At 68.4% G+C, this 21,858-nt stretch carries 19 protein-coding genes; 8 read left to right on the forward strand and 11 right to left on the reverse strand.

All coding sequences use genetic code 11. The features are described 5' to 3' along the window. The first annotated feature begins 7 nt into the window (after positions 1 to 7). Complete coding sequence (locus tag HUW46_RS45890; RefSeq protein WP_215544894.1) at positions 8 to 853, forward strand: aminoglycoside phosphotransferase; 846 nt, start codon at positions 8 to 10, stop codon at positions 851 to 853. A gap of 36 nt (positions 854 to 889) precedes the next feature. Here HUW46_RS45890 and HUW46_RS45895 read toward each other — a convergent pair whose 3' ends face one another. From HUW46_RS45895 to HUW46_RS45920, 6 genes are all read right to left on the reverse strand, one after another. Further along, complete coding sequence (locus HUW46_RS45895) at positions 890 to 1,648, reverse strand: AAA family ATPase (protein ID WP_215544895.1); 759 nt, start codon at positions 1,646 to 1,648, stop codon at positions 890 to 892. 689 nt (positions 1,649 to 2,337) lie between these two features. Then, on the reverse strand, positions 2,338 to 2,817 hold the full coding sequence (locus HUW46_RS45900) for a hypothetical protein (RefSeq protein ID WP_215544896.1): 480 nt from the start codon (positions 2,815 to 2,817) through the stop codon (positions 2,338 to 2,340). A 42-nt stretch (positions 2,818 to 2,859) separates the two neighbouring features. Then, a complete protein-coding gene (locus HUW46_RS45905) occupies positions 2,860 to 3,648 on the reverse strand; it encodes a hypothetical protein (RefSeq protein ID WP_215544897.1) in 789 nt (262 codons plus the stop codon). A 235-nt stretch (positions 3,649 to 3,883) separates the two neighbouring features. Then, complete coding sequence (locus HUW46_RS45910; RefSeq protein WP_215544898.1) at positions 3,884 to 4,309, reverse strand: hypothetical protein; 426 nt, start codon at positions 4,307 to 4,309, stop codon at positions 3,884 to 3,886. 258 nt (positions 4,310 to 4,567) lie between these two features. Further along, on the reverse strand, positions 4,568 to 5,011 hold the full coding sequence (locus tag HUW46_RS45915; RefSeq protein ID WP_215544899.1) for a tetratricopeptide repeat protein: 444 nt from the start codon (positions 5,009 to 5,011) through the stop codon (positions 4,568 to 4,570). Between the two features lie 192 nt (positions 5,012 to 5,203). Next, the gene (locus HUW46_RS45920) at positions 5,204 to 5,428 is read right to left on the reverse strand and encodes a hypothetical protein (protein WP_215544900.1); all 225 of its coding nucleotides are present in this window, start codon (positions 5,426 to 5,428) and stop codon (positions 5,204 to 5,206) included. A gap of 169 nt (positions 5,429 to 5,597) precedes the next feature. On the opposite strand from HUW46_RS45920, the gene HUW46_RS45925 reads away from it, so the two are divergent. Then, complete coding sequence (locus HUW46_RS45925; RefSeq protein WP_215544901.1) at positions 5,598 to 6,308, forward strand: NUDIX hydrolase; 711 nt, start codon at positions 5,598 to 5,600, stop codon at positions 6,306 to 6,308. Positions 6,309 to 6,366: 58 nt separating this feature from the next. Further along, positions 6,367 to 9,213, forward strand: coding sequence for a phosphorylase family protein (locus HUW46_RS45930; protein ID WP_215544902.1), 2,847 nt, complete (start codon positions 6,367 to 6,369; stop codon positions 9,211 to 9,213). Positions 9,214 to 9,318: 105 nt separating this feature from the next. On the opposite strand, the gene HUW46_RS45935 is transcribed toward HUW46_RS45930, so the two are convergent. From HUW46_RS45935 to HUW46_RS45950, 4 genes are read right to left on the reverse strand one after another with little or no spacing between them, the layout of a single operon-like run. Beyond that, complete coding sequence (locus HUW46_RS45935) at positions 9,319 to 10,239, reverse strand: TniQ family protein (RefSeq protein WP_215544903.1); 921 nt, start codon at positions 10,237 to 10,239, stop codon at positions 9,319 to 9,321. Next, on the reverse strand, positions 10,236 to 11,297 hold the full coding sequence (locus tag HUW46_RS45940; protein ID WP_215544904.1) for a TniB family NTP-binding protein: 1,062 nt from the start codon (positions 11,295 to 11,297) through the stop codon (positions 10,236 to 10,238). The genes HUW46_RS45935 and HUW46_RS45940 overlap by 4 nt, the downstream gene beginning before the upstream one ends. Continuing rightward, positions 11,288 to 13,348, reverse strand: a complete 2,061-nt coding sequence (locus HUW46_RS45945; RefSeq protein ID WP_215550512.1) for a Mu transposase C-terminal domain-containing protein — start codon at positions 13,346 to 13,348, stop codon at positions 11,288 to 11,290. Before HUW46_RS45945 ends, HUW46_RS45940 begins: the two co-directional genes overlap by 10 nt. Beyond that, entirely contained in the window at positions 13,348 to 14,088 is a 741-nt protein-coding gene (locus HUW46_RS45950) for a TnsA-like heteromeric transposase endonuclease subunit (protein WP_254126722.1), read from the reverse strand. Before HUW46_RS45950 ends, HUW46_RS45945 begins: the two co-directional genes overlap by 1 nt. Before the next feature lie 265 nt (positions 14,089 to 14,353). Between HUW46_RS45950 and HUW46_RS45955 the strand changes: the two genes are divergently transcribed. Next, on the forward strand, positions 14,354 to 15,544 hold the full coding sequence (locus HUW46_RS45955) for a hypothetical protein (RefSeq protein ID WP_215544906.1): 1,191 nt from the start codon (positions 14,354 to 14,356) through the stop codon (positions 15,542 to 15,544). Positions 15,545 to 15,708: 164 nt separating this feature from the next. Next, positions 15,709 to 16,530, forward strand: a complete 822-nt coding sequence (locus HUW46_RS45960; protein ID WP_215544907.1) for a hypothetical protein — start codon at positions 15,709 to 15,711, stop codon at positions 16,528 to 16,530. A gap of 168 nt (positions 16,531 to 16,698) precedes the next feature. On the opposite strand, the gene HUW46_RS45965 is transcribed toward HUW46_RS45960, so the two are convergent. Next, the gene (locus HUW46_RS45965) at positions 16,699 to 17,166 is read right to left on the reverse strand and encodes a helix-turn-helix transcriptional regulator (protein WP_215544908.1); all 468 of its coding nucleotides are present in this window, start codon (positions 17,164 to 17,166) and stop codon (positions 16,699 to 16,701) included. A gap of 685 nt (positions 17,167 to 17,851) precedes the next feature. Between HUW46_RS45965 and HUW46_RS45970 the strand changes: the two genes are divergently transcribed. The 3 genes from HUW46_RS45970 to HUW46_RS45980 all read left to right on the forward strand — a co-directional run bounded on the left by HUW46_RS45970 (position 17,852) and on the right by HUW46_RS45980 (position 21,740). Continuing rightward, a complete protein-coding gene (locus HUW46_RS45970; protein ID WP_215544909.1) occupies positions 17,852 to 18,223 on the forward strand; it encodes a hypothetical protein in 372 nt (123 codons plus the stop codon). 52 nt (positions 18,224 to 18,275) lie between these two features. Beyond that, positions 18,276 to 19,586, forward strand: coding sequence for a hypothetical protein (locus tag HUW46_RS45975; protein ID WP_215544910.1), 1,311 nt, complete (start codon positions 18,276 to 18,278; stop codon positions 19,584 to 19,586). Positions 19,587 to 19,994: 408 nt separating this feature from the next. Continuing rightward, a complete protein-coding gene (locus HUW46_RS45980) occupies positions 19,995 to 21,740 on the forward strand; it encodes a phage tail tip lysozyme (protein ID WP_215544911.1) in 1,746 nt (581 codons plus the stop codon). Positions 21,741 to 21,858: the final 118 nt, after the last annotated feature.

Raw genomic sequence — 21,858 nt, forward strand, 5'->3', positions numbered from 1 at the left:
GACCGGCATGTCCACCCAGCCCAACGAGCTCAGCGACGATGCGCACCGCGCCTGGCTGCGCCACTGCCTCACCCGAGCCGCGTCCACGATCGACGCCAGCCTCACCGGGGGCGTTACCTGGGGATGGCACGATCGGTCGATCAGCTCCCGCGTCGACACCGCCCGCGGACCCCGATGGCTGCGGGTGGTGACTGAGGCTGAGCAGTGGGCCGACAGCGACTTCTGGACGGGCAACGTCGATGCCCGCCTGCTCACAGGAGTGGTCAAACCCGAAGTCCTGCGACATTGGGACTGGAACATCGAGACACACCGCCTGCGCGCCGAGCTGATGACCCTGACCGAGGGCCGGCCGTGCTCGGCGACCCCGGAGCTGCGTCAGGAACTCGACCTGCCCACCGCATGGTGGACGGGGTTACGAGATTCGCTGGACGCGCTCGCCACGGCGCCCGCGGTCCGGACGCACCTGACCCAGCACGAGGTCACCCACCGAATACGGGTGTTCTTCGGCAACCGGGTCGACCCGACGGTGCGCGCGTGGACGGTCGCCCACGCCGACCTGCACTGGGCGAACTTGTTCGAGCCAGACTGCGTGCTGGTGGATTGGGAGGGCTGGGGTCGCGCCCCGGCCGGGTACGATGCCGCGACCCTCTACCTGCACTCGCTGTTGCAGCCCGCGATGGCCGAGCGGGTCCAGACCACGTTCGCCGACCATCTGAACAGCCGAGACGGACTGCTATCCCAGCTGTACGCCACCGGACGAATGTTGTTGCGGATCAACTCCGGTGACTACGACGACCTCGCGATCCCGCTGCACCACAACGCCGACCGTGTCATCGCCGCACTCCAAAACTGACCCACTCCGCCGCGCCAGCGGTGCTGAGCCTGGGCATCATTCGTCGCCGATCAGGTGCTGCAAGAACCGTTCTGGGCTGGCGAGGAAGCTGCGAGTGAGGGTGACAGGCTCGGCCTCGTCGTAGCCAACCTGTTCGATTACGCCGTCGTCGTCGATCTGCAGGATCCGCGCGCCGGGCACCGCGAGCAGGATCGGCGAGTGGGTGGCCACCACGAACTGGCTGCCTTGCCTGATCAGCTCGGCGATGCGCGCCACCAGCGCCATGCAGCCGCGCGGAGACAGCGCGGCCTCCGGCTCGTCCAGCAAGTACAGCCCCCCAGGGCCGAACCGGTGCGTCACCAGATCCAGGAAGGACTGGCCGTGGGAGCGTTCGTGCGGGGAGACCCCGCCGTAAGCGGGCAGCAGTGGCGGCGACCCCGGATCCCGGTCGAGGCGCTCGATCTCGGTGGCCACGTTGTAGTAGGACTCGGCGCGCAGGAAGTACCCACCGCGTGGCTTGCGGATACCCCAGCGCAGCACCAGCTGATCGCTGAGGCTCGACTCGGTGACGCGGGTGGCGAACCGGAAGGACAACGACCCGCCTTCGGCGTTGAACCCGGCCGCCACCGCGAGCGCTTCAACCAGAGTGGACTTGCCGCTGCCGTTGTCGCCAACCAAGAACGTCACCCCTGGATCGAGATCCAGCCCACCAATGTGGTCGAGGTAGCGCACGACGGGCAGGTTGAACGGGTAACGGTCAGCATCAGAATTCGGCGCCAGCCGGATTTGCCGCACGAATCCGCCGCTAGTCTTCATCGGGCCGGCGAGTTCTTCCGCGTCGCCGTGCTGTCGCCCTTCACCACTGCGCCCTCCGAGCATTGTGATCTAGCATCCGGGATGGTACTGGCTGCGTGAATCCCGTCGACGAACTGTCAATGACACGGACACTTCGACAGCCAGATCGACTCAGCAGCCGCGGTAGTGGTCCAGGCCCTGCGGCTACTGGACCAGATTGTTCCCGGCGGGTCGGCGAGTGAGCATAATTGGACGCAGCGCTGGCGGATGGGGTCGACGGGCAGGCGAAGTTCTCATCAAGCCCGTGCAGTTTGCGGCGCCTGCGGACTACGCTGGGTCGAACTCGTACTCCTCGACCGTGACCTGGGTCTCGCAAGACCAGTCGCAGCCACGCCCCGCCTCCACGCGCCCCCGGCTGGCCGATCCTGGCACGGGGCCAACTTCAGTGAGACACAGGGTCAGGTTCGTGAGACGTCAGGTTCGTGAGACGCCGGTCCACCTATCTGCAGCCGGGGCCATCTTCATTGAGACGGGACAGCGGAGGATCGGCCTCTCCGCGGACGGACCCGGCGAGAAGGTCGCCTGCGCCTGACGCCATCGGCGATCTTGGAGTTGTTCGTTGTCAGTCGACGGTATCGGAATGTGAAGCCGGTTCGCATTCGTCAAAGCGGTCCCTGACTGAGCCAACGACGACCGGTTGCTCGTCTCGGTCAGGCTCCCGGCGGCGGCTGGACGGGATTGTCGTCGGCATGGTCGGCGTTGATCTGGCGATGTTGTGGGTTCGGCGGGACAGCAGGTGCCGCGAACTCAGGTTCGGTGAGCTGGCGGGCGGTGACGCCGAGGTCGAGTGCGTGCAGGATGTCGTGCGGGGCGGTGAGGAGGTACGGCTGGTGGTCGAGGGTGAGCTGCTGGGCCGCGGTGAGCTGATGGACCGCGACCACGTTGTCGGTCTTCACGATCAGCAGGGCACCGATGCGGAGTACCGCGTCCGGGGTTGGTTGCAGTGCGGTCAGGACGGGGCCGAGGTTCTGCAGCATGGTCGACGTGATGGACGCGTCCTGGCTCAGGACCAGCTTCGCGTCCAGTGCGTGCGCGGCGGATACCGCCGCCTCCCGGCTGGCTGGCGAGGTGGATGCCTTGGCCCACAGACGCCGAAACCATGACCCGAGCACCGGATCGTCCCGCCCCACGACATCCGCACCGGCGACGCCGAGCAGCTCCTCGACGGCCTCTTAGACCTGCTGATGGATTCCCTCGTTGGCGAGGTAGATCGTCACCGGCAGCTCGGTTTGCTCGGCAGGCGGGTTGATATCAGGCAGAGCGCCGAAACGGCGGCCGAGAAAGTCGATATCGGGCGCAGGGTCGTGAATGGAACCCCGTACGTCGGGATTGAGGAGGTTGCTGACCGACCCCTCGTGGGCGTCGTTCTGGAACAGGCGTTCGTCGGCTGGAAAGAGCGGGGGCGGCTGTTCCGACTCGGGGATGTCGGCCGCCCGAATCCAGCCGATGACGGACATCTCCTTTCCCACACCGGTGACCGGCTGGAAGGTGGCAGGGGCGACGAACCAGCTGTGCCGCACCACCTCGTCAAAGAACCGCTCGGAGGTGACCAGGGCCAGCTCGCCCGGCGAGTTGTCAAGTCTTTCTCGCAGAGGCGGGGTGTCCAAGAGCCGGAACACCAGGTCGATCGACTCCCCGGCGGCGCCGTTCTCGGCGAAGGCGACCTCGCCGATATTCAGCGCCAGCCGTAGCCGGAACTGCTCCCCGGTGCGATGGCTGGCGTTGTGGCGACATAATGCGGCGGCGAGGAGGTCCGGCAGGACCTCCACGAACGTAGCCGGAGACGTCTCGGGAGGAGCGATGAGAAGTGCCCCGTCGCCGCGACCCTCGTGGTAGCTGTGCTCCCAGGACATTCCTGCGGCTGCCCAGCCCCGCCGCAAGACCTCGTAAAAGCCTTGCCGCAAGGCGATGTGGTCGCGACGCTTCGGGGCTGGAGCGCCGAAGCCGATGCGGTCCACCATGAGGATGGTGCGGGCCCGTGTCTCGGGTTGTGGGGACCCCCATCTCGGCCTCCCTGCCGAGACAGACTGGCAGTGGCCAGCCCGTCTGCGCTTCGTGTCCTCATTCCCCGCCCGTGACAACCATGCTGCGCGCGGTGGCCGCCACGGTGCTGATTCCGCCAAGCCACCTACGGCAGGGCGCCGTGGCTCCCCGCGTCCCAACTTCGGGATCAGCAGCACCAGGCCCGAAGGGCACCTACGGACCAACTCCGCCAGCAACCCCAGCACCGACCGCGGAGCCCATAACGCGATCGCGTGGTGGCCCTGGGCGCGTGCACTCAACCAGGAGCGTGCCCACCTTGGTCAGGTCCGGTACGGGCAGAACTCGTGCGTGCACGTCGGTGTAGCCGTGACAGGTCAGCAGGTCGGCCCCTTGGTCGGGTTCATAGCTCCAGCGGGTCATCGCGACCTGGGGGCCGGTGTAGCCGGCGACCCACATTCCGAGAACGCCGGTGGTGGTGTCGGGAATGTGAGCAGCGTGGGAAAACACCAACCGGCCGCCGGGGGTGAGCCGGTCCAGCACGGCCGGGAGCAGGATGGTGGGGTCGGTGAACCACACGGCGCCCCAGATCGAGTAGATCGCGTCCCATCGCTGGTCGGCGGTGGTGAGGAAGTCGAGCACGTCCCCCTGGTTGACGTGTGCGTTGGGCAGGTGCCCCAGCGAGTGTGTGAACGGCCTCGACCTGGACCAGGGAAAGGTCCGCCCCGGTGGCGTCGACGCCGTTGGTGACACAGACCGGATTCAGTTTCACCGAGCCGGGTGCCAGGTCTCTGAGCCGAGGCGTCATCTAGCGCGAGTCGATATTGTCCGTTCTCGTTCAACCTGGGCCAAATTCTCAACCGACCTGGGCCAGGTAGGTCCCAGCTGGATTTTCTGTCGTTAGCCGGTCGCGGGCTTCTTGTCCTGCGGGGGATTGCGCTTGAGCCACTTGGCGGCATCGGCGTCGCCCAGACGTGCGGCTAACTCGTACCACTCCCGGGCGCCGACCCGATCTCCGGTCTCTTCGCACACCTCGCCAGCGATGAAGGCCGCATCGGAGTCTCCCTGCTTCGCCGCGGTCCCCAGAACCTTCAGTGCCTTGTTCGAACGTTTAGTTCGTGCGAGCAGGAGCCCGAGGTTGCAGGCTGCTTCGGCGTCACCGGTCTCGGCCACCCACCGATACCAGTATTCGGCTTGGTCGTCCAGGGCAAGCCGCTCCAACGCGAGCGCAAGGTTGAACGCGTCGATCAGGTCACCATCCTCCGCGCCGGGCCGGAGGCGGTGCACCTGCCACCGGCTGATCAGCCGAAGCTTCCGCCAACTCCATCGCAACGACCCGCTCATGCCCCGATTGTCCACGTCGGCCTTTCGCTTCCTGCGGGCTGGTGGTGGCCATACGCGGCGCAAATCGATTGAGAATCTGGCCCAGGTTGAACAAGAAGGGACAGGTGTCACCTTCGTTGAGCCAGGACAACCCCTGTCCTGTCTCAGCAATTCTGGCACCGGCGCACCTCTCTGAACTGGGCGGAGTCAGGTTCATTGAGATCGGCGCTCCTGCTTCGTCTCAGTGAATGTGGTCCCTACGGAAGCGTAGAAGCTGATCGCCTCAGCCCGAGGTGCGTCGCCGATGTACGTGGCAGCGCTGGCGCGGTGAAGAGACTGCGTCACTGACTGGATAAGGATCGCGCCGAGGATCATGCCGATTCCGCCTGCCCAGATCGTGAGCAGGAACAAGGTGCGTACCGAGCACAGGACCTTCATCCGTCCGCTCCTCCCGATAGAGGTGCCCTGCTCCTGGCTTCGGCCTGTTCAGCAGCGTCGCCAGCGCTGAGCGACCACTTTTGGTCACACTGACAATTCTGTGTTGTCCCTCGAACGGTAACGCTGGGACCCCTTCTGGTCAATAGGACAAGAAGGTAGGGTGTGGGTCATGAGGATCCAGGAGCTGCCCCAGTGCGCGGTCACAGTCGACCTGGCGATTCTCACGGTCCGCGAGCAGATGCTGCAGGCCTTGGTCATCGAGCGCGCCACTCCACCTCACCAGGGTGTGTCCGCCCTTCCGGGCGGTTTCCTGCTGCCTGGAGAGACGCTGGACGATGGCGCTCACCGCAAGCTGACCCAGGAGACCGGCCTGGACGTCACGCACCTGCACGTCCGCCAGTTGCATGCCTACAGCGCCCCCGACCGCGATCCCCGCGGCCGGATCGTGTCCGTCCTCTACGTCGCGCTGCTGCCCGACCTTCCCCTACCCGCCGCCGGCGGCGGAGCCGCGACCGCGACTTGGCGGCCCGCCGAGGAGTTGTTGGCCCAGCCGGACGAGCTGGCGTTCGATCACAACGAGATGCTCACCGACGCTGTCGAACACGCTCGTGACAGCCTCTCCGACACGACCGTGGCCACCACGTTCTGCCCGCCGGAGTTCACCATCGCCGAACTCCGCTCGGTCTACGAGATCATCTGGGGCACCAACCTGGATCCGTCGAACTTCCACCGCAAGGTCACCCGCGCCGAGGACTTCCTCATCCCGACCGGCGGCAAGGCCGCCACCGACGGCGGGCGCCCGGCCGCGTTGTTCCGCGCCGGATCAGCCACCCGCTTGCACCCTGCACTGCTACGCGAACGTCATCCGAAAATCCCGTAAATCGTCACACCAGCACTGCGCACTCGCTCAACCACTCGCACGAGCACGCGGAGGTTCCATGACCACCAGCGACGACACCGTGCTGGGCACCGCGGTGATCTGCACCGCCCTGGACGTCGAGTACCGCGCAGTCCGCGAGCACCTGGACGGCCCCTTCGACGAGCGCGAGAAGAACGGCACCCTCTACCAGGTCGGCACGTTCCGCACCGACCACGGACGCTGGGTGGTCGCCCTCGCGCAAACCGGCGCCGGGAACACCCGGGCCGGGATCGAACTGGAACGTGCGATCTCGGTGTTCCACCCGCAGATAGTGCTGTTCGTCGGCGTGGCTGGCGGCCGCAAAGACGTCGAAACCGGAGACGTTGTGGTCGCCGATGAGATCTACGACTACGAGTCCGGAAAGGATACTGCTAGCGAGTTCCTGCCCCGCCTCAAGACCAAGGCGCCGGCCCACCGGTTGATCGAGCGCGCGAAAGCCCTGGCCCGCGATGATGCCTGGCAGCACCGCATCCTGCCCGCCGCCCCAAAACCGGCGCCGAAGGCGGTGATCAAGCCGATCGCCGCGGGCAGCGCCGTGATCGCCGACCAGAACGCGGCCACCGCCCGGTATCTGGCCACCTACTGCGGGGACGCGGCCGCGGTGGAGATGGAGGGCTACGGGTTCCTGCACGGCGCCTACGTCAACGACACCGTCCAAGCCCTGGTCGTGCGCGGCATCTCCGACCTGCTCTCGGGCAAAACCGAGACAGCCGACGCCCACTGGCAGCCCACCGCATCCAGCCACGCCGCCGCGTTCGCCTTCGAACTACTCGCCCGCCACACCCCACCGCCGAACCCGGCGGCCGGCGCGATCCCGCAACAACTGCTCGCGCCGCCGGCGCGGTTCGTCGGCCGTGCCGACCAGCTGGCAGAGCTCGACCGCGCCCTCACCACGCCCGAGGGCTCCTCGCCCGGAGCCGGTCCGGGTGGCGGCCCGACGGCGGTGATCTCCGCGATCGGCGGCACCGGCGGCATCGGCAAAACCTGGCTCGCTTTGACCTGGGCACACCGGCATCTGGAGCGGTTTCCCGACGGGCAGCTGTTCGTCGACCTGCACGGCTTCAGTCCCACCAGCGAACCGGTGCAACCGGCGACGGTGGTGCGCGGGTTCCTCGACGCCCTGGGCGTCGAGGCGAACCGCATCCCCACCGACCTCGACGCCCAGGCCGCGCTATACCGCAGCCTGGTGGCCGGGCGGCGGATGCTCATCGTGCTGGACAACGCCGCCACCAGCGACCAGGTCGCCCCGCTGCTGCCCGGTTCGCCGTCCTGCACGGTGCTGGTCACCGGCCGGCACCGGCTGGCCTCGTTGATCGACCGGTACGGCGCCCGCCACCTGCCCCTGGACGTCCTGTCCCCCGAGGAGGCCCGCCGCCTGCTGGCCGCCCGCCTCGGCGCCGACCGCGTCACCGCCGAACCCGAGGCGGTGGACGAGCTGATCGGGCTGTGCGGGGGCCACCCGCTGGCGTTGTCGATCACCGCGCGCACCGCCGGCACCCGCCCCGGCGTCGCGTTGGCCGAGGTCGCCACCGAACTGCGCGACCTTGGCCTGGAGGCGCTCGACCACGACACCGACCCGGCCGCCAGCCTGCCCACCGTGCTGTCCTGGTCCCTACGCTACCTCACCGACACCCAGCGCACCGTGTTCGCGCTGCTGGGCATCGCCCCCGGTCCCGACACCACCCCGCCCGCCACCGCCGCCCTCACCGGCCTGCCCGGCCGCCTCGCCCGCAGGACGCTCAGCGGGCTGGAAAACGCCTCCCTGCTGGAACGACGGGCGGGCAGCCGCTACACCATGCACGACCTGATCCGCCGCTACGCCACGGACACCGCACACACCACCCTGCCCGAGGAGGTGCGGGAAGCGGCCCTGACCCGGGTGGGGGACTTCCACCTGCACACCGCCCACGCCGCCGACCGACTGCTCGACCCCCACCGCGCGCTCGTGCGGCCCGAGCCGCCCGCGCCCGGCGTGCACCCGCACCCGCTGCCCAACACTGCCGCGGCGCTGGCCTGGCTGGACGCCGAGCACGCGACCCTGCTGGCCACCCAGCGCACCGCCGCCGCCCTCGGCCACCACCACACCGTCTGGCACCTGGCCTGGAACCTGACCGTCTTCCACCGACGGCGAGGACACCGGCACGACGAGGTCACCACGTGGCAGGCCGCGCTGGAGGCCGCTGACCACCTGCCCGACCCCGCCACCCGCAGCCGCACCCACAGGCTCCTCGGCCGTGCCTGCTCCCGGCTGGGCCTGCATGAACAGGCCACCACCCACCTGGAGCGGGCCCTGGACCTGGCTGTGCGCCACCACGACCCCACCGACCAGGCCCACACCCACCGGGTGCTCGCGTTCGCCTGGGAACGACGGGGGGACGACCGGCAGGCCCTGGAGCACGCCCAGCGCGCCGTCGACCTCTACCGCGCCGTCGACCAGCCGGTGTGGGGAGCCGACGCGCTCAACGCGGTCGGCTGGCACGCGGCGCGCCTGGGCTGGTTCGACACCGCCCGCGAGCACTGCCAGGCCGCCCTCACCCTGCACCGCCACCACCACAACCCCAACGGCGAGGCGACCACCCTGGACAGCCTGGGCTACATCGCCCACCACACCGGCGACCACCACCAGGCCCTCGACCACTACCACCACGCCCTCACCCTGAACCGCGGCCGCGGCCACGCCTACGAGGTCACGGGCACCCTCGACCGCATGGGCCATCCCTACGTCGCACTCGGCCAGCACGAGCAGGCCCGCACGGTATGGCGGGAGGCGCTGCAGCTGTACCGGGAACAGGGCCGCGACGCTGACGCCGAACGCGTCCAACGGCAACTCGACGACCTGGGCTATCCCGGTCAGAATGTTCCCTGAGTCCTTGGGGAAGATGGTAGAGGCCTCGGTTTGCTGCCGCCGACCGCGCGGGCCGCCGAAACCTCTCGGTGAAACCCCGTCCCACGAGCAAGCCCACAGCGACGGCTACAGCAGCTTGGCCAGGACCTCGTCCCAGTATCGGTCTGGGTCGCGGTGGCGGCGGTCTCGCTGGAGTCCTCTGGCCCAGTCACGGATGACGGGCCAGATGGTGGCGCCGGTGTTGTCGTAGGGATCGGGCATTTCTCGTTCGTGGATACGGCGGAGGATCTCGGCGACGGCCGTGGTTTCGGTGCGCGGGTCGGTGGCTGTGTTCTGCCAGAACGGGGAGGCCAGGACGCTGGCGATGGTGATGATGTCGGGGTAACAGACGGCGTGGGTGATGGGGTCGTTTGACGACACGCGCTCGGTGCCGGGGCGCAGGATGTCGATGCGTTCCCACTGGCGGCGGCCGAGGCGATCCTCGCCCCGTTGCCAGGCATGCACGGCGGTGAGCACGGCTGTGGTCGCCGCGGCCTGGCCGTGGTGGCGGATGAGCCGGTGGTGACGGCGTTGCGCGGCGCGGATGACCGGCAGCGCGCTGATGTCCACCGGTCCCTCTTCCTGGATCCAGCCGGAGGACTCCGGGCCGAGGGAGCCGAGCCACAGGTTGTGGCGCAGGCACACATGTTGGTGCGGCTCGGGATGGATTCGCACCGTTCCGCCGCGATGGCGGCGGCAGCATCGCGGGCAAGCCCGCAGCACATGGTTCAGGGGAAACCGCTGGTTCGGGCGGGCGAGTTCGGGCAGAGCCTTAGCCAGTGATTCGACACTGTGTCCGGTGACGCGGGCGATCTTCGCGGCCGAGTAGGTGCGTTTGACGCCGGCAACGGACTTCCGGCGGGTGACCGCGACGGCGTCGGCGACATCGTCGGGCTCGAGGTGGTTGACGATGGCCAGCCGCCGGAGAAACGAGTCGGTGGTCTCGCGGCGCACCGGCGGAACGGTGATTGGCAGCTGCCGCACCGGAGTGCGCAGTATCGCGGTCATGCTCCCGTGCGCTGGGCTGCGCGGTTCCGTTTCGGTGTGGTGGTGGTTGTGGTTTCGGCGGTGGTGTCGAGCAGGATCGCCTCGAGGTGCGCCTTGGTGATCTTCTCGGTGCCGTCGAGGATCGCGTCGATCGCGGCGCCGCGGATCAGGTGCGAGAGGCTGCCGATCATGCCGTGGGTCCGCTGGTAGAGATAGGCGCTGTGGCGGGCCAGCGTGCCGGGGGTGTGCTGGTGCAACCGAAGCGCCTGCTCCAGGGTCGCGACCAGCGCTCGCCAGGTCTCGCGCTGTGCTGTGGTGCCGTAGGCGAAGGAGCGGCTGGCGATGGTGGCGAAGCGGGAGGCGATCTGTTTGCCGCGGGTGCCGGTAAACAGGTTCGCGCCTTCGACGTCGATCCCAGCGTAGACGAACGTGGCGGGGATGCGTTCGGAGAAGTACTTGAGCTGATCGGACACCTCGGCACCGGCGCGGGTAGCGAGGTTGAGGTTGTGGATCTCGTCGACGAGCACCAGATCGCAATGCACGTCGCAGAGCACGGCGCAGACGGCGTTGGTGATGTCGGCGAGGTTGTGCCGGGCGGTGAACGGCAGGCCGAGAAAGCGGGCGAACTCGACCGCGACCATCCGCGGGGTCGCCGCGGGTGGGACGGTGATGTAGGTGACCGGGATCCGGTGCCCCGTACCGGGATTGCGGAACGCGACACCGAGTTCGTGCGCGCGGCCGAGCTGGGTGATCGCGGTGGTCTTCCCGGTGCCCGCGTCGCCGGTGACGATCAGCCCACGGCGCGCGGAAATCTGCCGGCGGTTGAGCACCAGCAGCCGCCGCACCGTGGTGATGATGTCGCGGATCGTCGGCGTGTTCACCACGATCAGATCGCTGTGATAGTCCAGCCGCGCCTCGTCGTAGGCCGCTCGTTCCGTCGAGGAGAACTCGCGCCAGCCCGGGTGTAGGTCGGGTGGCTGGGTCGCGTGGTTTGCCCAGCGGGCCCAGCCTTCCTTCGTGGTCAGCGGTTCGTCCGGCGGCGGATCGAACCGTGTGCCCACCTCGGGAGTCACGGCCATCGCCGGGCCTCCTCGTGCGCGTCGAACACCCCGAACGCGACCACCGCGTCCCTATCGCCGTCAATGGCGTCACCGTCGTCGTGCTCGTCGTCGAAGCCGTCGTCCGCAGCGGCCGCGGGCAGTGCGATCGGACGCCGGGCTTCGATCGCGGCACGGGTGCGCGCGGCAACCCGGCGTCCGTCCTCGGCCACCGGGCCCGCACCGGCGCGGGTGAGCAGGTCGTCGAGGGTGCGGGCGATCGCGGTCTCGTCCACCGGCTCCCCGCTGCTCGTGGTGAGCTCGCGGGCGCGACGCCAGGTGAAGTCGGCGAACGGCGCCGACACCATCGGCAGGTGCGTCCAGACCGCGCGGATGAATCCGCCGTCCTCGGCGCGGTGGTCGCGGACCCAGATCTGGGACAAATCGTAGGGATCGAACCGCACTTCCCATTTCCCTGACTGGGCGTTGACTCCGGAATGCTGGCGCCGCAACGGGTTGAGCGCTTTCGCGTCGTAGGTGCGGCGATCGATCCGGACGCCGTAGTCGTTGATCGTGCGCCAGGTCGCGGGCAGCAACTCGATGTAATCGGTGCCGGTGAGCATCACCGGCACGTAGCCCGCGGCCGCCACCAGCGTCGCGTACATCTCGTTCGGCGACAGCGTTCTTCCGGTGTCCGGGCCGACGAGACCATCGTGGAGACGCGTCTGCCATCCGGCGATGACCCACTCCTCCAACAACTCCTGCAACTGAGTCAGCGACCACCGCGCCTCGCCCGCGACGTCGCCGCCGCGGTGGCTGGCGTCCCGCCCGGTGTAGCCGACGACGTGCTGGCAGAACAGCGTGTTCACCGACTGCAGCGTCCGCTCGACAATCCCTTTATCAGTCGGGGTTCCCGGCCGAGCGGGCTGCAGCGAGATCCCCAGCAGTTCGCAGGATCGGCGAAAAGTCTCGGACTCGTAGATCGAGCCCCGGTCGGTGACGATCGTGTCCGGCAGGATCACCGGCTTCGCCGCGGCGTTCTCCATGCGCGCGTCGATGTCGGCCAGAGACCGGTGCGGCAGCAGGGAACGCGACATCCGCATGGACTCGGCCCAGCCCGGCCGCATCGGCTCCGGGACCAGCATCCGCGCCAGCAGCAACGACGCGTCCACGGCCTTCGTGCCCTTCGGGGTGAGGATCACGGCGCAGATCGTGCGCGTCGCGACATCGACCGCCCCGGTCAACTCCACCCGCCGCGCGTGCCCGTCGTCGAAGACCGCCAGCACATCCAGCGGCGTCGAGTCGATCTGCACCTGCTGCCCTGGCCGCGCCGCCCACGTCGCGGTGAACGGCCCCTCCGGCCGATTCGCCGCCGACCGGCGCGTCGTCGCCGCACCGAGTGTGTGCTTGCCCGCCCCGACACTGGTGACCAGCCGGTAGAACGTCGCCCGCGACGGCATCGCCACCACGCCATCGCCGTACCGCTCCGCCAGAATCGCCTCCACCCGGCGCCGCAACCGATCGGCGGTCCCAGTCGAGCGATCGGTCTCCCCCTCCCCTGCCTCCCGCAACGCCGCGACGACGCGCTCATCAACGCGTCCAGTGGACGAACCGCGCCGCTGCACTCGCCCGTCGACGAGACCCCGCAACCCCGCTTCCCGGTACCGCATTCGCATGCGCATGACCGTTCGCGCGCTGGTCGGCGTCCCTGCCGCCGTCAGCTCCGATGCCTTGGCCACTTCCCGCTCCCGCACGGTCCGTTGCTGGGGGTCGAACTCTGGGCGCGGCGCGGCGCCCAGCGGCGCTCCCGGTGGCAGTCCGGTCTCGACCTCGACCACGTGGCGCTCCCACTCCCGCGCACGTGCCGCGACCTCGGCAGGCACGTCATCGAGTCGTTGCCCGCCGAGCGCGAGCTCCGTGGACTCGTCAGCGCCAAGGATCGCGAATCCTGGTGATCCAACCAGATGGCTCAGCAACATGACGCTCGGTACGCCGTCGACGGGCGCCAGCCGTACCCGAGTCCCGGCAAGTGCGACCACTTGGTGCTCGATGTCGTCGAGCAGCACCCTGTCGCCAACATGCAGCAGCTGCATCACGCGGGCACCGCTACCGACACCAAGGATGTCTCGTCGAGCCGCGCATGCAGGTCAGTCCGCAGCAATCCCAACCACAGCAGATGAAACAACGTCGGCAGCACCGCGGTTCGATCCCCGACACGGTCGACGCCCGCAATCAACGGCATCGGAGTCATGAACGTGCCGAGCATCGCGACGGCCATGGCTTCCCGATAGCAGCGCGGGTGCCGGTAGGCGGCCAGCCGGCGCACGTTCGACAGCCACAGCGGATCGTGCCCGGTGACCAACTGATACCGCCAACCAACCTCGTGACAGGCGCGTTCGGTCGCAGCGAACGCCGCAGCGTCACGCGGACGCACTCGCTTGGCGGGGCGGCAATCGACCACGATCCCGGTGCCGTCCACGGTGCGGGCGAAAAAGTCTGGGGCGTGCGAGCGCGCACGGTCGGTGTCGGGCCAGGACAACCAGAATGGCTGCGCCGCGAAGCCCACGATCTCGCCATCGAAGTCGAGTGCCATCGCGGTGTCGCGCTCGAGCCACGATTCGAATACCACGTGCGCTCCCATGGTTGCGGCGTAGTAGAACCCCGGATAGTTGGCTTGGCCCTTGTACGACGGGAACGAGCGCACCGGCGTCGACCGCTCGAAGGGCACAGCCGCCGCATCATCGAGAGGCACCCGCACCTCCGCGCCCCGTTCGCCGACGAAGCCGACGTCGAACCCCGCGCTCATGCCGCGCGTCACACGCAGCCCAGTCATCGCCACCGTGCTCGCTCCACCCCTCTGCTCAAGGAGAACGCGATCCTGGCATCCCAGTGCCAACCTCAGTGAGACGGGTGCCAGATAGCTGAGACGCGGTGCCACCTACACACCTCCGGTGCCAGCTTCACTGAGACAGGACAACCCCTCAGCGGGTCACGCGACGGTCCCGGGCTCCCATGCCCGGATAAGGGCCATTACCAGAGACCCGTCTCGGCTCGACCTCCTGCGCGGCGGTGGCGGGGCGATGCGCGACACTGGGGCGATGGGGGTGACACACCAACCCGGCATCGGGACGCGCCTGGCGGCGGCCAGCCCGCCGCCGGAGATCGTCGACCTGGACCTGGACGCCGAACTCGCCGAACTCGAGGAACTGTCCCGCGACCTGGAGACGCACACGCTCGCCGCGAACACCCGGCACGCCTACGCCAAGGCATGGCGCTCGTTCACCGGCTTCTGTGCCACGCACGCGCTCGAGGCGCTGCCCGCGCACCCGACGGTCATCCGCTGGTATGTCGCCTGGATGGCCCGCCAGGCCGACGACGAGGGAACACCACGTTTCGCGGTCACCACCATCCGCCAGCACCTCGCCGGAATCGCGGACCGGCACCTGGGCGAGGGTTACCTCGATCCGACCGGCCATCGCGCGGTCGGCGACCTCGTCCGCGGGCTGGGGAAGCTGCGGGCGACACGGCCCACCCGGAAGAAACCGCTCGTGCTCGACGACATCGTGCGCGTCATCGCGGCCATGGAGCACGACCGCTATCCCGCGGGGATCTCGGCGGCCCGCGACACGGTGGCGCTCTGGCTCGGGTTCGCCGGGGCACTGCGCCGCAGCGAGGCCGCCGGGCTGCGGCTGTCCAGCCTCGACCTGCACCCCCGCGACGGCATCCACGTGCGGGTGGGCAAGTCGAAAGCCGACCAGGCCAACGTCCTACCCGACGTGGTGGTGCTCCCGTTCGGAGCCAGTCCTCGGACGTGCGCGCCGTGCGCGGTGCACCGTTGGGTCGCGCTGGTGCGCGGATCCGGGATCGAGGACGCCCGGGCGCGCCGACGCGCGAGCATGCGCTGCCTGTACGAGTACCAGCTCGACGACCACGTCTGTGGCGTCGGCGGAGACGCGGGGCTGATCAGCGGCGCCGACCTGACCTCGCCCACACCCTTGCTGCGGGCGACCTACCGCAACCGGCGGGACGCGCGGATCCACGAGTCGGGCATCAGCGGCGACGCGCTGTGCTCGATGCTGCACACCCGGATGACCGAGGCCGGGATGAACCCCGCGGGGTATGGGTTTCACAGCCTGCGGGCCGGACACGTCACCCACGCGCGGCGCAATGGCGCGACCACCGAGGAAGTCATGCGGGCCTGCCGGATCCGGAAAGCCGACACGGTCACCATCTACGACCGCGAGTTCAACCCCGCCGCCCGCAACAGCGTCATGCGTCTGGGCCTGTAACCCCATCGCCCTGACCACGACCCCGGTCTCCGCTGGCGGCTGTTCATCAGTCGCCGGGTCCGCGGTGTCGTAGCGGTACGTGACCACCGAAGAGGCACCCAGCACCCGGTCATTTTCTGTTTTGCCAATTGACACAAGTCGCTGCGGGACCGTAGGGTCGCGCCATGGATGCGGCTCGGGGGCGCGGGCGACCACGCAAGGACCCAGCGACGCTGGCGCAGTGGACCCCGCCCAAGGGGTGGTCCCGGCTGGTCGCCTGGCTGTCCCCAGAGGAGAAGAAGACGCTCAAACGCGTCGCTGTCGAATCCGACGTCGCGGTGGCGGACTTGGTCCGCGCGCTGGCGCGAGGATTGGCCACCGAAGCCATCACCCATGAGGACCTGCTCGGGTACGTCGTGAAAGGGACCCTGGTCATGGAGAAGATCCCCACGCTCTTCGAGCGGGACGAACGCTTTCGGGTCGTCGACCGGCCTCGCGCTGAATGCGCGTGGGTCTTCGACGGAGCCGGTGTGGGGACGGAAAAGCTCGATGGCACCAACGTCCGCCTCACTGTCCGCTCGGGGCTACTCGTCCGGGTCGAGAAACGACGCAATCCGAGCAAGGCACAGAAGCAGCAGGGCATCGTCGACGGCTGGTACATCGACACCGCCGAGAATTCGAACGACGACCGGTGGATTCTCGCAGCCGCCGCCAACACCGACGTGTCAACGTGGCCAGACGGAGAGTACCCGTGTGAGGCACTTGGTCCCCGCATCCAGGGCAACCCCTTGGCGTTGAGCGATCACCTGTGTGTCCCCTTCAATTCCCACGCACCTACCGTTCCGGACGTCCCGCGCAGCTACCACGAACTGCGAGACTTCCTGACCACACTGGACAGCAAATTCTCGCCAGGACACCTCGCAGAGGGCATCGTCTTCCACCACCCAGACGGGCGCAGGGCCAAGATCAAGCGCAAGGACTTCCCACGGACCGCGGTGGTCGCGTAACGGACCGATGGCGCGTGCAGGCACGTAGCGGGTCGTCGCGGGTTCACCCGGTCCGGGTGGCACTCGTCCGCGCGGCGAGGATGGTGGCAGTGACGAGACAGGAGTCCACCCTGCGGCACCGATAGCTGGTCGATCAGCGCAGGCACGCTGTGCGCCAACCACTGGCCGCTATGGCGTGGATTCCTCGTCAGACACCCGGGCGTCGAGGTCATCTCGCAACCGCAGGTCGAGCACGGACTGGGGGTCGGCACAGGCAGCGACCGCCTGGATCTCCCGGGACAGTCGTCGGATGTTCAGCCGCGTCTGATCCAAACGCTGCTGCTCCCGCGCGAGCTCGGCGAAGGCGCGCCGCAGCCACGCCTCGTTCTCACCGACGGGATCGTCCGAGAGCAGGACGGCGACGGGCACGTCCAGCACTTTGGCGGCGGCGACCACCTCGTCGACCCGAGCCGCGCGCCTGGCCTGCTCGATGCGTGTGATCGTCGACGGGTCGACGTTCATGCCGAGCACCGCGCTGACACGCCGGGCAAGCTCGGCCTGGCTGATGTTACGACGTTCCCGCTCCTGGCGCAGACGGCGGGCGAACACGTCGGTGGGTAGCGGGTCCAGCGGGTCCAGCGGGTCCAGCGAGTTCATCGTGATCTGACAGCTCCCGGTCGGCAGCGCGGAACGACAGCCTAGGGCCCACCTCGCCGTACGTCCCGCAGCGGTGTTATGGCTGCAAAGTACACAGGTCGCTGAACTGGTGGCGACTCGCGGACCACGAGTGACTGGTATCCGAGTGCCGCGACAGGCATGCCGTGGATGTTCGTGCGGCACCCTCACCACCGATGTCACCGCAGCGGCATGTCCCACGGCGCCCTGGGCCGCGCGAGGTGCCGGCCAGGCCCTCCCGCCGGTGCGGCGGTTGTGCCCTCGTGTGCGACGCAGCCGCAAGGCTTGGCCCCGCGGAACGGGCGCTCGCTCATGGTGCTTGAGTCCGCCCCGACACGGGCCTGGTGGAGGCGCCATCGCATCGCGCCTTTCCCGGTAGAAGTCCGCCCCCACCGCCTCGTAACGAGCGCGCGAGTCGACCGCGCACCCGAGCCCCACCGGCCCCGTCGAAGTGACATCACCGCACCACTGGCCTCACCCACGGAAGGCTATCGACTCGTATTCTCTTGGCTTATCGACTCCCTTTGCGACTCATCAGTCGTATACTGTCGTTGAATCACTGCCACGTACACGTGTTCGAGTCACCACGCGGCCATGCCGCTTACCCCCTGCCGCCGTGGACTTGCCAGCCACGCACCAGCACAACGACGGGCGCGAAAGGACAACCATGACAACGATCTACGAGGCGGCACTGCACGCCCATGTTGGGGTGACGCTGCCGACCGCTGGCTGGGATGTGACGAGCTTCCTGCAGAACGGCAAATCCCAGGTCGAGACGTGGGGCGGTCTTTTTCTGATGCTCATCGGCGTCGCGGGCCTGATCTGGGGCGGCGTGAGCGGCGTCCGGAAACTGATGGCCAACCAGCAAACGAGCGCTCAACAGGCAGGGTGGGCGAAGATCGCTGGGCTCGTTCTGGTTGGCGGAGCGCTCGCCACCGGCGGCTTCCAGCTGGTCTCGACGGTGGGCTCCGGTGGTCAGCAGACCATCGAGGACCTGGGCGGCGGCACCGTGATCGCTGCACCAGTCGACGGTCGTTAGCCGACACGGTGTGCGCGGGGCACGGGATCGAGGATCACCAGGAGCCACGGATATGGGTATCAAAGACACCGCGGCGGCCTTCGGACGGCGGTTCAAGCTCGACTCACACCACGCGATCGAACGGTTCGGCGTCCTCGTCGGAATCTTCGCACTCACAGGCGTGATCGTGATCGGCGGTGCGGTGGCCTCCGCTATCCACTCGGACACCGACGCCCTGTCGCGCACCGCGTTGTACACCACGTCGTTCACCACGTCGAAGACCCACCTCAAGGGCACTGTGGACGGGGTCTACACCAATTCGGCCCGGGACAGGGCGTTGGTGGTGATGCATTTCCCGGCGAGCGCGCGGATGTCGTTCAACGCGGCGGACTACCAGGCGTTCCTTCTGGGATCAGACGCCAATCTCGCCAGCGAGCCGGTGAGCACGCGCGGGATCACCGGTTCGGTCCACGTCTTCGGCTCGACCGGGTACGTCGGGGTCCTGCTCCAGGCCAGCGAACCGTTCGGCATCCAGGTGCTCAACCTGACCATCCGCGCCAACGCCGAACTGGCCTACACCGAACCGAAACAGAGCCAGCGGGACGAGGGGAAACTGGCGGACGACGCGAGTTTCCGGGAACACGACCAGTGGCGGATCTTCGTCAACCCCGGGGCGAGCGGGGCCAGGCAGATCCCCGCCCTGGACTCGGCGAGGTTCGATCCGGCACGGGCGTATTACGATGTCGCGCTCAGCAACGACGAGCAGGCGATCCGGGGGAAACTCGACCAGAAGCTACTGTCGATGCGCGCGAATCTGACGCAGATCCAGTCCTACACCACCGAGCTGGCCACGACGAAGGTCGACGGACTCTTCCTCAAGCCACCCCCGGTACCGGCTGGTGTCGCCGGGGACACCGTCACCGGCGTGTCATCGGCCGAGGCCAAGAACGGTGTCTCGACGCTCACGCTCGACAGCCGCACTGTCGTTCCCGGCGGCGTCACGCTCAACTGGCGCGCGGGCAACGTGTACGCCGGGTACCTGAGCACCCTGGTGCCGCCCGGACAGAGCCATGCCGAGTTCCTGGCGAAGAAGCACAGCGAGACCACCGGCGGCACCCTGGGCCAGCAGATCTCGAGCCTGCCGTGGATCCTGTCCGACGGCTCGAATCTCAAGACCGACTACCGAACGTCGGATGTGACCATGCGGCCCCTGGTCACCATCATGAACAGCTTGTCGCAGGCCTACCAGGACTACGCCAAAGGCAAGTCGGAATACCAGACCGAGCTGTTGCTCGATCTCCTGCGGCTGGACGCGAAGCTCCGCGATGTGCAAGCCAACAGCTCCCTGCGCGAGGGCACCGGTGTCCTGCGCACGCTCTACTGACACCGCGCTCCCCCGCTCGCGGCGACCAGACGACGTGGACCCGAAAGGACGATCATGGCCACCCACAGGCCGCCAACGGCGGGCGAGTCCGCCTCTCCGACGACGCCGGAGGCGGGGGCCCCGACGGCGCTCTCACGCAAATCCCTGGTACCCCGGGTCGAGCAGGTGGCGCCGACGACGCAGTCCGCGGCGGCCACCGGTCCTGCCGGACGCGGGACCAAAAGCCTGAATACGACGGACAACGCGAGACGCGCGTTCGTCCTGGCACGCACCGCGGCCGAGGGAAACGGAGTCGCGGCCGACAACTCCCGGGACGCTGCCGGGAGCGACGCAACGCGGCGAATCGCCCGCGCCACAGCGATGGGAGCCGTGCGCGGCGCCGCGTCACGGGACGCCCCCCGGGGCGTAGTGGCGAGCGCCGCCGCCGGAGCGGTCCGGGGTAGCGCGGCGGAACTCATCGCGGGCGGCTCGCTCGCCGCCCCGACGACGAAGCGCCTCAGCGCCGGAGGCACCAGCTACGACCGCGACGCGGAGGACGCCGGCACCGGGCCGGGCGCGACAACGCTCAAAGCGGCCGCCGCCGCGGGAACCGCCGCCGCTCCCCCGGCCATGACGATGGTGCTGTTCGCGGCGTTCCTCGCCTGGCTGAAATCCATGTTCTTCGCGGCCCTGGCGCTCATGGCCAACGTCGGCAGCATGCTGTGGTCGTTTCTGGCGAGCGTGGTCAAGGCGGTCCTCCACACGATCACCGCACCGTTCATCGCGATCGGGACCTTCGTCGCCAACACCGTCGGCGCGGTATTCGGCGTCGCCGTGTCCGCGGTGGTCGCGCCCGCGGCGGCGGCGATCTCGGGCGTGGCAGTCGGGGCCATGGTGGTCGCGCTGGTGGCCGCCGCCGTAGCCGGTGTTCTCGACACGACCGCGTTGACCGAGGGCAGACTCGATTCCGGCGCCCACCACTGCGCGGCCGATGCCCAGGACCGCAACGATGGCGGTGGGCTAGGTGTCGTGGTCCCGGCGAACACCGAGGCGAACGCCAAGACCGTCTATTCGGTACTCAAGGGCTGGGGAATGCCGGACGAGAACATCGCCGGGATCCTGGGCAACTGGAGCCAGGAATCGGGAATCGACCCGACCTCGGTGGAAAGCATCTTCACCGAGCCCTACACACTCGGGCCCCGCAAGAAGGCCGCGTGGGCGGGCAACTTCACCCACGTACCGGGACAGGCCCACGGTGGAATCGGCCTGGGGCAATGGTCGAACGGCCGCACGATGCTGTTGCTGGACTACGCCAGGGCCAAGAACGTCGACTGGTTCACGATCCAAACTCAGCTCGCGTTCATGGTGCAGGGCGACAATCCGGGCGACGTGGCCGTGTTCACCAGCATGATCACGGCGAAGCAGCCCTCACCGTCCGCCGCGGCCTACCACTTTCACGGCGCCTGGGAACGATCCGCCGACGACGCGAGCCGAACGGCGTTACGCGCGAGGGCGGCGGAGATGTGGTTCGCCAGGATGAGCGGCTGGAAAGCCGACGGCGCGGTCGCCGGGAGTGTCGCGACCATCGTCGGACAAGCCGTGACCAGCGCGAGCACCGCCATCGCCACGAACTCCGGCGACTGCGGCGACACGAACTCCCACCGCGACACCGGCAGTGGCGGACTCACCCCGAAGAGCGGCGGGATGACCCAGGACGAAGCACAGAAGATGGTCGACCTGTTCAACACCGAAGGGGACAAGTTCCTCGACGCCCGCTACGGCGACACCGGAGGTCCTGGGTCGTGCGGCAGCAACCATGCCGAGAACTGCGTCAGCTTCTCGACCTACTTCGCCAACAAGTACACGACCTACCAGTCCTATCCCCGAGGCAACGGGATCACGACCGCGGGCACGATCGCCCACGACATGGGCAAGCAGTTGTCGCCGACCCCGACTCCGTATTCGATCGGGTCGGGCCCGAGCTCCAGCCCAGCCGGTCACACCCTCGTGGTACTCGGCGTACAGGGCGATCGGCTGATCCTGGGCGAGGCGGGCTACTGCGAGTTCATGGGCCGAGTCCGTGTAGGGAGTGCCCAGTCGATGGCGGCCACAGGCTGGCGATTCGTGGACCTCTCGGACTCACTGCTCCCCGCCGACAAAATCACGAAGTCCTGATCCGCGATGTCCCGAGCCCGACGCGGCCTTGGCTATCCCGCGGATGCGTCGTGCCGGAACATCCCGGCCAGGAGCTATTCGGCCTGGACGCCGGATCCGCAAGCCGGGCCGGGCCGGC

This window comes from Amycolatopsis sp. CA-230715, from assembly GCF_018736145.1.
Lineage (GTDB): Bacteria > Actinomycetota > Actinomycetes > Mycobacteriales > Pseudonocardiaceae > Amycolatopsis.

Excerpts from the sequence above, each read along its gene's own strand:
- HUW46_RS45890 (WP_215544894.1), top strand. The coding sequence starts at position 8 with ATGTCCACCCAGCCCAACGAGCTCAGCGACGATGCGCACCGCGCCTGG.
- HUW46_RS45895 (WP_215544895.1), bottom strand. The coding sequence starts at position 1,648 with ATGAAGACTAGCGGCGGATTCGTGCGGCAAATCCGGCTGGCGCCGAAT.
- HUW46_RS45905 (WP_215544897.1), bottom strand. The coding sequence starts at position 3,648 with ATGGTGGACCGCATCGGCTTCGGCGCTCCAGCCCCGAAGCGTCGCGAC.
- HUW46_RS45915 (WP_215544899.1), bottom strand. The coding sequence starts at position 5,011 with ATGAGCGGGTCGTTGCGATGGAGTTGGCGGAAGCTTCGGCTGATCAGC.
- HUW46_RS45920 (WP_215544900.1), bottom strand. The coding sequence starts at position 5,428 with ATGAAGGTCCTGTGCTCGGTACGCACCTTGTTCCTGCTCACGATCTGG.
- HUW46_RS45925 (WP_215544901.1), top strand. The coding sequence starts at position 5,598 with ATGAGGATCCAGGAGCTGCCCCAGTGCGCGGTCACAGTCGACCTGGCG.
- HUW46_RS45930 (WP_215544902.1), top strand. The coding sequence starts at position 6,367 with ATGACCACCAGCGACGACACCGTGCTGGGCACCGCGGTGATCTGCACC.
- HUW46_RS45935 (WP_215544903.1), bottom strand. The coding sequence starts at position 10,239 with ATGACCGCGATACTGCGCACTCCGGTGCGGCAGCTGCCAATCACCGTT.
- HUW46_RS45940 (WP_215544904.1), bottom strand. The coding sequence starts at position 11,297 with ATGGCCGTGACTCCCGAGGTGGGCACACGGTTCGATCCGCCGCCGGAC.
- HUW46_RS45945 (WP_215550512.1), bottom strand. The coding sequence starts at position 13,348 with ATGCAGCTGCTGCATGTTGGCGACAGGGTGCTGCTCGACGACATCGAG.
- HUW46_RS45950 (WP_254126722.1), bottom strand. The coding sequence starts at position 14,088 with ATGACTGGGCTGCGTGTGACGCGCGGCATGAGCGCGGGGTTCGACGTC.
- HUW46_RS45955 (WP_215544906.1), top strand. The coding sequence starts at position 14,354 with ATGGGGGTGACACACCAACCCGGCATCGGGACGCGCCTGGCGGCGGCC.
- HUW46_RS45960 (WP_215544907.1), top strand. The coding sequence starts at position 15,709 with ATGGATGCGGCTCGGGGGCGCGGGCGACCACGCAAGGACCCAGCGACG.
- HUW46_RS45965 (WP_215544908.1), bottom strand. The coding sequence starts at position 17,166 with ATGAACTCGCTGGACCCGCTGGACCCGCTGGACCCGCTACCCACCGAC.
- HUW46_RS45970 (WP_215544909.1), top strand. The coding sequence starts at position 17,852 with ATGACAACGATCTACGAGGCGGCACTGCACGCCCATGTTGGGGTGACG.
- HUW46_RS45975 (WP_215544910.1), top strand. The coding sequence starts at position 18,276 with ATGGGTATCAAAGACACCGCGGCGGCCTTCGGACGGCGGTTCAAGCTC.